13 protein-coding genes are annotated in these 11,709 nt (G+C 70.0%); 11 read left to right on the top strand and 2 right to left on the bottom strand.

Translation table 11 applies throughout. The features are described 5' to 3' along the window. The first annotated feature begins 54 nt into the window (after window positions 1-54). Window positions 55-627, top strand: coding sequence for an NADPH-dependent FMN reductase (locus ABD691_RS03870; protein ID WP_344677957.1), 573 nt, complete (start codon window positions 55-57; stop codon window positions 625-627). 1 nt (window position 628) lies between these two features. Here the strand turns inward: ABD691_RS03870 and ABD691_RS03875 are convergent, their stop codons facing one another. Continuing rightward, the gene (locus tag ABD691_RS03875) at window positions 629-1,537 is read right to left on the bottom strand and encodes an endonuclease/exonuclease/phosphatase family protein (RefSeq protein ID WP_344677958.1); all 909 of its coding nucleotides are present in this window, start codon (window positions 1,535-1,537) and stop codon (window positions 629-631) included. Window positions 1,538-1,660: 123 nt separating this feature from the next. Here ABD691_RS03875 and mshB point away from each other — a divergent pair, with 123 nt between their 5' ends. Continuing rightward, on the top strand, window positions 1,661-2,485 hold the full coding sequence (mshB, locus tag ABD691_RS03880; protein ID WP_344678025.1) for an N-acetyl-1-D-myo-inositol-2-amino-2-deoxy-alpha-D-glucopyranoside deacetylase: 825 nt from the start codon (window positions 1,661-1,663) through the stop codon (window positions 2,483-2,485). 133 nt (window positions 2,486-2,618) lie between these two features. Then, window positions 2,619-3,428 (top strand): phosphatidylinositol-specific phospholipase C/glycerophosphodiester phosphodiesterase family protein, encoded by an 810-nt coding sequence (locus ABD691_RS03885; protein WP_344678026.1) that lies wholly within the window; start codon window positions 2,619-2,621, stop codon window positions 3,426-3,428. Between the two features lie 3 nt (window positions 3,429-3,431). Here ABD691_RS03885 and ABD691_RS03890 read toward each other — a convergent pair whose 3' ends face one another. Further along, a complete protein-coding gene (locus tag ABD691_RS03890; protein ID WP_344677960.1) occupies window positions 3,432-4,133 on the bottom strand; it encodes a GntR family transcriptional regulator in 702 nt (233 codons plus the stop codon). A gap of 145 nt (window positions 4,134-4,278) precedes the next feature. On the opposite strand from ABD691_RS03890, the gene ABD691_RS03895 reads away from it, so the two are divergent. The 8 genes from ABD691_RS03895 to ABD691_RS03930 all read left to right on the top strand — a co-directional run bounded on the left by ABD691_RS03895 (window position 4,279) and on the right by ABD691_RS03930 (window position 11,414). Next, complete coding sequence (locus tag ABD691_RS03895) at window positions 4,279-5,499, top strand: NRAMP family divalent metal transporter (protein ID WP_344677961.1); 1,221 nt, start codon at window positions 4,279-4,281, stop codon at window positions 5,497-5,499. A gap of 10 nt (window positions 5,500-5,509) precedes the next feature. Further along, entirely contained in the window at window positions 5,510-6,271 is a 762-nt protein-coding gene (locus ABD691_RS03900; RefSeq protein WP_344677962.1) for a LamB/YcsF family protein, read from the top strand. 5 nt (window positions 6,272-6,276) lie between these two features. Beyond that, window positions 6,277-6,888, top strand: coding sequence for a 5-oxoprolinase subunit B family protein (locus ABD691_RS03905; protein ID WP_344677963.1), 612 nt, complete (start codon window positions 6,277-6,279; stop codon window positions 6,886-6,888). A 177-nt stretch (window positions 6,889-7,065) separates the two neighbouring features. Continuing rightward, window positions 7,066-7,932: a 5-oxoprolinase subunit C family protein gene (locus tag ABD691_RS03910; protein ID WP_344677964.1), complete on the top strand. Its 867-nt coding sequence runs from the start codon at window positions 7,066-7,068 to the stop codon at window positions 7,930-7,932. Then, window positions 7,929-8,699 carry a putative hydro-lyase gene (locus ABD691_RS03915; protein WP_344677965.1) on the top strand — a complete coding sequence of 257 codons (771 nt, stop codon included), beginning with the start codon at window positions 7,929-7,931 and terminating at the stop codon, window positions 8,697-8,699. The genes ABD691_RS03910 and ABD691_RS03915 overlap by 4 nt, the downstream gene beginning before the upstream one ends. A 341-nt stretch (window positions 8,700-9,040) precedes the next feature. Next, entirely contained in the window at window positions 9,041-9,511 is a 471-nt protein-coding gene (locus tag ABD691_RS03920) for a hypothetical protein (RefSeq protein WP_344677966.1), read from the top strand. 382 nt (window positions 9,512-9,893) lie between these two features. Further along, window positions 9,894-10,472 (top strand): TMEM165/GDT1 family protein, encoded by a 579-nt coding sequence (locus tag ABD691_RS03925; protein ID WP_344677967.1) that lies wholly within the window; start codon window positions 9,894-9,896, stop codon window positions 10,470-10,472. A 195-nt stretch (window positions 10,473-10,667) separates the two neighbouring features. Beyond that, window positions 10,668-11,414 carry an IclR family transcriptional regulator gene (locus ABD691_RS03930; RefSeq protein ID WP_344677968.1) on the top strand — a complete coding sequence of 249 codons (747 nt, stop codon included), beginning with the start codon at window positions 10,668-10,670 and terminating at the stop codon, window positions 11,412-11,414. Window positions 11,415-11,709: the final 295 nt, after the last annotated feature.

Here is an 11,709-nt window from a genome sequence, read left to right on the forward strand (position 1 = left end):
CCTTACTTGAACTACAAGACTCCGTTCCGAAGTGACCGAGAGAGAGGAACGGACATGACCGAGACCCCGCTGCGCCTGGCCGTGATCGTCGGAAGCACCCGGGAAGGGCGCTTCGCCGAGACGGTGTCGCGCTGGTTCGCCGAGCAGGTCCGCGTGCACAACGACTTCGACGTCGACGTGGTCGACTTGGCCGACGTCGGGCTGCCGCCGGCGCATCCGGCCGAACTGACAGCCGAGCTGCGCGACTTCTCCGCGCGCATCGACGCCGCCGACGCGTTCGTGATCGTCACGCCGGAGTACAACCACGGCTATCCCGCTTCGCTGAAGTTCGCGATCGACTCCGCGTACGCCGAGTGGAACGCCAAACCCGTCGGGTTCGTGTCCTACGGCGGGATTTCCGGTGGTCTGCGCGCCGTCGAGCAGCTGCGGCAGATCATGGCCGAGCTGCACACCGTGACGGTCCGCGACACCGTCAGCTTCCACGGGGCCTGGGGTCAGTTCGACGAGAACGGCGATCCGCGCGATCCCGAGGGCGTCAACCAGGCCGCGAAGAAGATGCTCGACCAGCTCCTGTGGTGGGGGCGGGCGACCAGGGACGCGCGCACCACGCGCCCCTACGCCGCCTGAACTACGCCAGTTCCACCAACGCCTGCACCGGAAGGTGGTCCGACGGGAAGTACCCGTCCTTGCGGAAGGTGTTGATCGCCGCCTTCAGCACGCGCACCTTGTCGTTGTGCAGGAGCCAGTCGATGCGGTCCCCACCCTCGACCGGCTCCTTGTACCCGCCGAAGGTCCCCCACGCCGGGGTCAGCCGCTCGCTCGCCGACTCCCAGGAGTCGGTGAGCGCCGCGGTCAGGATCCGGTACGACTCGGAGTCCCCGGCGCGCGTGTTGAAGTCGCCGGTCAGAACCACCGGCAGGCTCGCGTCGAATCCGCCGATCCGGTCCCGGACGAGTTCGGCGCTCCGCTGCCGGGAGTTCTCCGACTGGTGGTCGAAGTGCGTGTTGACGTGCACGAACTCGCGGCCGGTGCGCTTGTCCCGGAACCGAACCCAGGTCACCATCCGCACCACCGTGTTGCCCCACGAGGCCGACCCGATCACGTTCGGCGTGTCCGACAGCCAGAAGTGGTCGTAGTCCAGCGGCTCCAGACGGCCGGTGTCGAAGTAGACCGACATGAACTCCCCGCGACCGCCGCCCTCGCGTCCGAGGCCGATCCAGTCGTAGTGCGCCGGGATGTCCGACCGGATCTCCTTGACCTGGCTGTACAGCGCTTCCTGCACACCCAGCACGGTCGGCGACTCGGTGTTGAGCAGCTCGGCCAGGATCGGCCGCCGGGTGCTCCAGGCGTCCGGGCTCGGCGGCACCGCCTTCGAGTCGTAGCGGATGTTGAAGCTCATCACGTGCAGCCGCTCGCCGGTGGCCGGGCCGATCAGCCCGCCCGGCCCGGCCGCCGCCTTCCCGGCGAACGCCCCGGCGACGCCGACCGCGCCCGCCAGCCCGAGAACACCGCGCCTGGTCACCCGAGAACCCGACACATCGACTCCTCTCCTCGAATCCACCGGCGAAGTCTTACCCGCGAGGTTGACCGCAGGCGGAACAATCGCGGAAAACTGTCGGAGCCTCCGGCTAAGCTCGTACATATGAGCGAACGGCGCCTGATGCTGGTCCACGCCCACCCGGACGACGAGTCGACCGCGACCGGAGCGACGATGGCGCACTACGTCGCCGACGGCGCGAAGGTCACCCTGGTGACGTGCACCAGCGGTGAACTCGGTGAGGTCGTCACCGACGATCTCGCGCACCTGCGCGGAAATCCGGACGCGCTCGGCGAGTACCGGCGCGGTGAGATCGCCCGCGCCCTGCGCGAACTCGGCGACATCGAGCACCACTGGCTCGGCGGCCCCGGGCGTTTCCGGGACAGCGGCATGGCCGGCCAGGACTCCAACACCGCGGAGGGCGCGTTCGCCGCGGCCGACGACGGCGAGGTCCTCCGCGTCATGGTGGAGCTGCTGCGCGCCCAGCGCCCGCAGGTCGTGATCACCTACGACGAGATCGGCGGCTACGGCCACCCCGACCACATCGCGGCCCACCGCGCGGTGATGAACGCCGTCGGTCCCGCCGCCGACCCCGCGTTCGCCCCGGAACTGGGCGCGCCGTGGGACGTCTCGAAGGTCTACTGGTGGGTCCTGTCCCGCTCGTTCTTCGAGCAGGTCAGGCCGGAGGACATGGAGAACTTCGAGGAGTTCACCGTCCGCGACGAGGACATCACCGCGGCACTGGACGGCCGCAAGTTCCACGAGGCCAAGCTCGCCGCGCTGCGCACCTACCGCAGCCAGGTCAACCTCGACGACAACGAGTTCTTCGCGACGATGGTGCAGAACCCCGCGTTCGCCGTCGAGACCTTCGTCCTCGCGCGCGGCGAGCGCGGGCCCGGATCGGGGCCGAACAACTGGGAAAGTGACCTGTTCGCCGGTCTGGACTGACCCGGTTGCCCTGATCGCAGGCTGCCGGTCGGCCGAAGTTCACCCGTACGTGGCTGGATGTCGATAGCCTCCCGGTGTTGATGATCATCGATACCGGGAGGTCGTCGTGCGCCGGTTGGTTCCGCTGTTGGTCATGCTGTTGGCGGTGCTGGGCGTCGCCGCGCCCGCTTCCGCCGAGCGGCAGGACGTCACGCCGCTCCCGCAGGCGCACGCGCACAACGACTACGAGCACGACCGGCCGCTGTTCGACGCGCTCGACCGCGGTTTCACCAGCGTGGAAGCCGACATCCACCTGGTCGACGGTGCACTGCTGGTCGCCCACGACCGCCCCGACACCACGCCCGAGCGCAATCTCCAGGCGCTGTACCTGGATCCGCTGCGCGACCTGGTGAAGGACAACGGCGGATCGGTCTTTCCCGACTACGACGGCGAATTCCAGCTGCTGGTCGACATCAAAGCCGACGGCGCCGCCGCCTACGAGGTGCTCGACAAGATCGTGCGCGACCCCGCCTACGACGGTGTGTTCACGCACTACGCCAACGGCGAGGTCCAGCGCGGCCCGGTGACGATCGTGCTCTCCGGCGACCGCCCGCGTGATGTCATGGAAGGCCAGGACGACCGCTTCGCCTTCTACGACGGCCGCATCAACGGCGGTGACGACCTCGGCATCGGCGCGGACGCGAAGCTCGTGCCGCTGGTCTCGAAGAGCTGGACGGACGAGTTCTCCTGGGTCGGCATCGGCAGGATGCCCGAGGACCAGCGCGCCAAGCTGCACAAGATCGTCGATGACGCGCACGCCGCCGATCAGCGCGTCCGGTTCTGGGCGACGCCGGACGCGCGGCTGCCCAACCGCGAAGCGGTATGGCGGGAGCTGGTCGACGCGGGCGTCGACCACATCAACACCGACGACCTCGACGGCCTGGCGAAATTCCTGCGCCGCTGACGCTCACGCCTCCCGCATCCGGCGCTTGTAGGCGTCGACGAGCTGGCTCTCGGCCTTGTCGAAGTAGTCGTCGAGCCGGGCGACCGCGCTCTCCAGCGCACCGCTCGCGATCAGGTCCGTGATCTCGCGGTTGAGCCCCAGGTACGGCTCGTAGAACTCGCGCGGGTGCTCCATCACGTGGAACGCCAGCCGCAGTTCGGCCATCAGCTGGCTCATCACCTCGTTCAGCCGGGCGCTGCCCGCCAGCGCGACCAGCGTGCGGTGGAAGTGCATGTTCGCGCTCCCGACGTCCTTCCACCGCTGCTCGCCCGCCGCGCGCTCGCCCTCGGTGACCGCCTGGTCGATGTCGTCGATCAGCTCCCGCTCCGCGCCCGCGGCCTGGCGCACCGCGCCGACGGCCAGCAGACGCCGCGACCGGTAGAGGTCCAGCACGTCGTCGACGGACGGGATCCGCACGAACACACCGCGGTTGAACTCGTGCACCAGCAGCCTCTCGTGCACCAGCAGCCGGAACGCCTCGCGCAGCGTGTTCCGGGAGACCGCCAGGGCGTCGGCCGCGTCCTTCTCGGACAGCTGGGTGCCGGGTTCGAGCCGGCCCTCGATGATCCGCAACCGCAGCAGGTCGGCCACCTGTTCGGCGGCGCTGGTCCGGTCGAGCAGCGCGCGGTCGGCCGCGAGCTGGGCCGTCCACTGGGTGGATGTCATCGAGCTCCCGTCACTGGTCCCCTCGGGGCAGTTTAACGAGGAAGTTTCAACCGAGGTATTGCAGGATTGTTCAACAATTCCCTATCTTGTCCCGAACCGCAGCGGGCTGCCCCGGCGGGGCGCCGAGGATGAGGGAGCGGACGAGATGGCCGAAGAGACCACGACGGTGAGCAGACCCGGCCCGGTCAGGCGCGGCGCCCTGATGGGCGCGGTGTTCCTGATGGCCACCAGCGCCATCGGACCGGGCTTCATCACGCAGACCACCCAGTTCACGGTGCGGCTCGGCGCTGCCTTCGCCTTCGCGATCGTGCTGTCGATCCTGATCGACATCGCCGTCCAGCTGAACGTCTGGCGGGTCATCGGCGTCTCCGGCACGCGGGCCCAGGACCTCGGCAACAAGGTGCTGCCGGGCCTCGGCTACGCGATGGCCGCGCTGGTGGTCTTCGGCGGGCTGGTGTTCAACGTCGGCAACGTCGCCGGGACCTCGCTCGGGCTGGACGCGCTGATGGGCGTCGACGTCAAGATCGGCGGCACCGTCTCCGCCCTGATCGCCATCGCGATCTTCCTGAGCAAGCGCGCCGGGGTCGCGATGGACCGGATCGTGATCGTGCTCGGCGTGCTGATGATCGGCCTCACGCTCTACGTCGCGATCGTCTCCGGCCCGCCGGTCGGCGACGCGATGCGCCAGGCCGTGTTCCCGGACCAGATCGACTTCCTGGCGATCACCACGCTCATCGGCGGCACCGTCGGTGGCTACATCACTTACGCGGGTGCCCACCGGCTGGTGGACGCGGGCGTCACCGGCCCCGAGCGCGTGGTCGAGGTCAGCCGCAGCTCGATCATGTCGTTGCTGGTCACCGGCGTGATGCGGCTGGTGCTGTTCCTCGCGGTGCTCGGTGTGGTCGCCGGCGGCGTCACCCTGGCGGGCAGCAACCCGACCGCGGACGCCTTCCAGCACGCGGCGGGCGAACTCGGCCTGCGGATGTTCGGCATCATCCTGTGGGCCGCGAGCATCACCTCCGTGGTCGGCGCGGCCTACACCTCGATCTCGTTCCTGGTGACCTTCTCCCCGAAGCTCGAACGCGTCCGCAACTGGCTGGTCGTGGCGTTCGTGGCGGTGTCGGCGGCGGTGTTCCTGCTGCTCGACCAGGCCCCGACGACGCTGCTCGTGCTCGCCGGGTCGCTCAACGGCCTGATCCTGCCGGTCGGGTTCGGCGCCCTGCTGTGGGTGGCGCTGCGGCGACGGGACCTGCTCGGCGGCTACCGCTACCCGCGCTGGCTGCTGACGATCGGGGTGGTGGCCTGGTTGCTCACCGTGTACCTCGGGGTCAGCTCGCTCGGCGGCATGGCCGCGCTCTGGAAGTGAGGAGGAACAGGTGGACCTGAACTCGGACCTCGCCGAGGGCTTCGGCAGGTGGGAACTCGGTGACGACGCCGCGCTGCTGCGGATCGTGACCAGCGCGAACGTCGCGTGCGGCTTCCACGCCGGAGACGCCAGCGTCATCCGCACCGCCTGCGAGCACGCCGCCGAGCAGGGCGTCGCGGTCGGTGCCCAGGTCGGCTACCGCGACCTCGCGGGCTTCGGACGCCGGTTCATCGACGTCCCGCCTGCGGAACTGACCAACGACGTGATCTACCAGATCGGCGCACTCGCGGCTCTGACCCATGTCGCGGGCACGGAAGTCACCTACGTCAAGCCGCACGGCGCGCTCTACAACGCGATCGTGCACCACCGCGAGCAGGCCGCGGCCGTGGTCGCTGCGGTGCGCGCCTACGACCCGGACCTGGCGGTGCTCGGCTTGCCGGGATCGGCGTGGCTGGAACTGGCCGAGGAAGCGGGACTGCGGGTGTTCCGGGAGGCGTTCGCCGACCGTGCTTACACACCTGAGGGAACTCTGGTCTCGCGGCGCGAGAAGGGCGCGGTGCTGCACGATCCCGACGCCATCGCGGAGCGCTGCGTGCGGATCGCGCGCGGCGAGCCGATCGAGGCCGTCGACGGATCGTGGATTTCCGTGCGGGCGCAGTCGATCTGCGTGCACGGCGACAGCCCGGGAGCGGTCAAGATCGCGGAGGCGGTCCGGGAGCGACTCGCCGACGAGGACGTGCGCCTGGAGGCGTTCGCGCCGCCGCGGAGGTGATGGAGATGCGGGTTCTGCACTGCGCGGATTCGGGACTGCTGGTCGAACTCGACGACCTCGACGCGGTCCAGTCCCTCTACGCGGCGCTGTCGGCGGCGCTGCCCGAAGGCGTGACCGACCTGGTCCCGGCAGCGCGGACGCTGCTGCTGCGGCTCGACCCCCGCCGCGCCGATCCGGACGCGGTCGAACGCGCGGTGCGCGAGGCCCGGCCGGGCCGGAGTGCCGAGCGGAGCGAAGGGCTGGTGCGGATTCCGGTCGTCTACGACGGCGAGGACCTGGCGGAGGTCGCCCGGCTGACCGGCCTGACCGAACGCGAGGTCGTGCGCGAGCACACTTCGTCGGAGTGGACGGTGGCGTTCGGTGGCTTCGCGCCCGGATTCGGTTATCTCGCAGGCGGTTCCGCGCTCCTGGAGGTGCCCCGGCGCACCGAGTCCCGGACGAAGGTCCCGGCGGGCGCGGTCGGCCTGGCGGGCCGCTTCAGCGGGATCTACCCGCGGGAGTCCCCTGGCGGCTGGCAGCTGATCGGCCGGACCGGGGTGGAGATCTGGCAGGTCGACCGTGAACCGCCCGCGTTGCTGCGCCCGGGAGTGCGGGTCCGGTTCCAGGAGGCCCGATGAGCGACCCTTGCTTTTTCGCTCATCGGGGCCGACCGGGTGCGGGTGTCCCGCAGGGCGGGGTGGCCCGATGAGCGGCGCTTGTTTTCCTGCTTGTCGGGGTCGACCGGGTGCGGGTGTCCCGCAAGGCTGGGCGGCCCGATGAGCGACGTCCCGCGAAGCACCGAGGAGGTCCGGTAAGTGCTGGAAGTTCTGGGAACCGGCCCGCTGTCGACGGTTCAGGACCTGGGCCGCCCGGGCCACGCGGGCATCGGCGTCGGCGTGTCGGGCGCGGCCGACCGCGGGTCGCTGCGGCTGGCGAACCGCCTGGTCGGCAACGCCGAGGGCGACGCCGCGATCGAGGCGACCCTGGGCGGACTCGCGGTCCGGCCGAGCCGCGACGTGGTGATGTCCGTGACGGGCGCGCCGTGTCCGATCACTGTGGACGGTCGCGGTGCGGCGATGAACTCCGTGCTGCGGATTCCGGCGGGTGCGGAGGTGCGGCTGGGCGTTCCCGCCCGGGGACTGCGCAGTTATCTGGCCGTCCGCGGCGGAATCGCGGTCGACCCGGTGCTGGGTTCGCGCTCCACCGACCTGCTCGCCGGCCTCGGGCCGGACAAGCTGCGCACCGGCATGGTGCTTCCGACAGGACCGCCGCCCGCGGAGTTCCCCGTCGTCGATCTCGCGCCGGTCGCCGCACCGCCGGACGAACTCGTTCTCGGGGTCGTTCCCGGCCCGCGCCAGGACTGGTTCACTGCCGACGCCCTCGACGTGCTGCTGACCTCGTCCTACGAGGTCACGGCCGACAGCAACCGCATCGGCATGCGGCTCGACGGCCCGGCGCTGGACCGCATCCGCACCGAGGAACTGCCCAGCGAAGGCATGGTGGCCGGGGCGTTGCAGGTACCGCCTGCCAGCAAGCCGACGCTGTTCCTCGCCGACCACCCGGTCACCGGCGGATACCCGGTGATCGCCGTGGTGACCTCGGCGGACGTGGACCGGGCGGCGCAGGCCAGGCCCGGTCAGCGGATCCGCTTCCGACGAGTCCCGAGCAGGAGGCTCCGATGACCCTCACCCCGGCCCAGGCCCGCTCCGCGTTCCGCGCCGGGCTGCGCGTGCCCACCTCCGGCTACAGCCCGGGGTGGACGCAGGCGAACCTGATCTCGCTGCCGCGCGAGCACGCCTACGACTTCCTCCTGTTCGCGCAGCGGAATCCGAAGCCGTGCCCGGTGCTGGACGTGACCGAGCCGGGGGAGACCAGCGCGTCGATCTTCGCCGGCGACCTGCGCACCGACCTGCCCGCGTACCGCGTCTACCGCGACGGCGAACTGGTCGAGGAGCGCGCCGAGGTCCGCGACCTGTGGCGCGATGACCTGGTGTCGTTCCTGATCGGTTGCAGCTTCACCTTCGAGGCCGCGCTGATCGAGGCTGGGGTGCCGGTCCGGCACGTGGAAGCGGGCAGCAACGTGCCGATGTACCGGACGAACCGGGACTGCCGGCCCGCGGGCGCGCTGTCGGGGCCGCTGGTGGTTTCGATGCGTCCCGTGCCCGCACCGCTGGTCGCCACGGCCGTTCGCGTCACGTCGCGGTATCCGGCCGTGCACGGTGCGCCGGTGCACATCGGATCGCCCGCTGAACTGGGGATTCGCGATCTCGACTCGCCGGACTTCGGTGCTGCGGTGGAGATCCGGCCCGGCGAGCTTCCGGTGTTCTGGGCCTGCGGCGTGACGCCGCAGGCGGCGGTGATGCGGTCCAAGCCCTCGTTCGCGATCGGGCACGCGCCCGGCCACATGGCGATCACCGACGCGCGCGACAGCGAGTTCCTGGTGCCCTGAAGCCGAATCCCCAGCTGAAACCCGATCCCGGGCTGAAACCGAATCCCCACCCGAGGAGAAGGGTGGGGACTCCGGTTTCGGGCCGATGCGCCCGGTCGCCTCTCGGCGAGTGGCGCGACGCGGCTCCGGCCGGACGGCATTCCGCGAAGGCGAATGGTGAGGCCCGGGGACACGTGACGCATCGGCAGTCCGTCCAACGCCTCGGCGCTCCCGGGATGTTCCGCCGGGCGGCGTGAGCTGCCGCACCCTTCGAACATCACTCGAACGGATTGCCCGACACAGGTGCGGAAGTGGTGCTTGACTACCGGGTTTCCGGGGTGCTCGGCCCTAACGTCGTCGGCATGGACTTTCGAGACGAACTGCAAGTGGGACAGCACACCTTCGGGATCACGGCCAAGGGCCAGCCCGCGATCGACGGCCAGCGCGCGTCGGTGGCGGTCGAGTTCACCGGCGCGAGCACGGACGGCGAGATCATCGCCGAGGGCAACCTCCTGATCGCGCTGGACGCGCTCGCCGACACCGGGACCTTCCTCAACCGGACGCTGGACGGCCTCGGCGCGCTGAACGGCCGACCGCGCAGGTCGCGATCGGCCCGCGCTCCCAACGCGGGCCAGCCGTGGACCGACGACGACGGCAGGCTGCTGCGGGAACGCTGGATGCGGAGCCGGGACGGCTCGTCCGCATCGGAGTTGATCGGTGAGCTGGCGGCCGATTTCGGGCGCACCCGCAGCGCGATCCGGGCCCAGCTTCCCCGGGTCGACTGCGATCCGGACGTTCCGGGCCGGGCACTCGCCGACGCCGCCGAGCCCTGAACCCGCCGCAGGTCGGAGCCGTCCGGCCGGGGCACCGACCTGCGGACTTCCGTTGTCGGGTACTGGGAATTCGTCCGGTGACATCAATTCTTCCGCGCGTGCCGAATCATGGGATTGCGGCGCGCCGAAAGGAGTGTTCATGGTGGACCTGAATTGAGTTTCGCATGCACGCGCATTTTGGCGACCAGAAGAAATGGGGTAGGGTTTGGCGGCAGAAGGGGAGTAGTCCTCAATTTCGCGGTCGACACACTGGTGCCGGAATCGCACCCGGTCGCGGAGCCTCCGCGCGGAGGCGGGCGAGACCTTCGGAATCGGCAGTTCACGCCGGTCCGAAGTGTGCCCGCACACCGGCCCGGCGGTGACCGGAGAGTGGGTTCTGAACGTGTTGACCGGTTTCGCGGTGAGTTCCGCGGCGATCTTCGTGGCAGAGCTGGGCGACAAGTCGCAGCTGATGGCGATGACCTTCGCGACCAGGTTCCGGGCGTGGCAGGTGCTGCTCGGCATCACGCTGGCGACGACAGTCGTGCACGCCGTGTCGGTGGCGCTCGGGTTCGGCCTGGGCAGCGCGCTGCCCACGAGCTGGATCGGGCTGGTCGCGGGCGTGGCGTTCCTGGGTTTCGCGATCTGGACGCTGCGCGGCGACCACCTCACCGAGGCGGAGAAGGGCAGGGCCGGCCGGCTGGCCGGATCCGCCGTGCTGGCGGTGACGGTCGCCTTCTTCCTCGCGGAGCTGGGCGACAAGACGATGCTGGCCACGGTCACCCTGGCCGCCCAGTACGACTGGCTCGGCACCTGGATCGGATCGACCGTGGGCATGGTGCTCGCCGACGCGCTGGCGATCGGTGCCGGCATGTTGCTCGGCAGGCATTTGCCGGAAAAGGCGATTCGCTACGGCGCCGCGGCGTTGTTCGCGGTGTTCGGCGGATGGCTGGTCATCGATGGTGCGCTCGGCTTGCTGTGAACGCGTTTCGCCGCGGCGAAATCGTTCGCGGCGGCATTCGGAAACGTGTTTCGAGGAATGACTGGGAGGAGTGGACGTGAATTGAAATAGGGTGGTTCTGTCTGTGTGGCACCGCGAGGCTCGATACGTGCAACATATGCAAGCGTTCTGCTAATGTTGCACGCGCTGTGGATCGTTCGCCGAGACGGGGTGCCGATGTCGAAGACGGTCGCTAAAGCGGTGCTCGTGCTCGACACCCTCGCCGAGGGCCCGAGGACGGCGTCGGAGCTGGCGCGCGGACTCGGTGTGCACAGCTCGACGGCGATGCGAATGCTCCAGCCGCTGGTCGAATCCGGGCTGCTCGCCCGCGGCTCGGACGGCCGGTACCGGCTCGGGCTGCGCCTGGCCGAGCTGGGCCAGCAGGTGCTGGAGGGCATCGACCTGCGGTCGGTGGCCCGCCCGCACTTGGTCGCGCTCGCCGAGGCGACCCGGGCGACCGTGCACCTGTCGCAGCTGGTCGACGACCGGATCGTCTACGTGGACAAGATCGAGGGTGCGGCGACCATCCGCACCTGGTCGCGGATCGGGCGTTCGGTTCCGCTGCACACCTCGGCCGCGGCCAAGGTGATCCTGGCGGCGCTGTCGCCCGAGCACCGCAGGCGGCTGCTCGCCGGGCACACCTTCACCCGCTACACCGAGCACACGATCACCGATCCGAGCCGGCTCGACGACTGCATCGCCGAGGCGGCCCGGCGCGGCTACGCGACCGATGAGGCGGAGTTCGAGCCGTTGGTGCACTGCATCGGCATCGGCATACCCGACATCAACGGACGCGTGGGTGCGGCGGTGTCGCTGACCACCGTCCGCGGCGCGCTCGATGCCGCCGAGGTGCGGCGGTTGGTGCCGCACGTCCGCAACACCGCGTCGGCGATCGCCGCGGATCTGGGACACCAGTCGCACTGACGATCTTCCAGGCTTGGTGATCTGCAAGGGTGCGGTGATCCGCGAAGGCGCCTTGATCTGCAAAGGCGCCTTGACGATCTCCCGCGTGTGGTGATCTCGGGCGAGCTCGGTGAGTCGGCGTCGTTCTCGGAGAACCACGAGTACCCCGGGCGCTTTGTCTTCATAGGCCGATCGGAGTACAGCCGCCGCCGGTAGGCAACCTGCCGGGGGTGCTGCTCGGTGTTCGTTTCTGGACTGCCTCGCCGCCGGCCGGAGGTTCGGGTGAGGATGGCGGGCGACCCCGAGGAGGATCGTG

Source organism: Saccharopolyspora taberi, from assembly GCF_039534165.1.
GTDB classification, from domain to species: Bacteria; Actinomycetota; Actinomycetes; order Mycobacteriales; family Pseudonocardiaceae; genus Saccharopolyspora_D; species Saccharopolyspora_D taberi.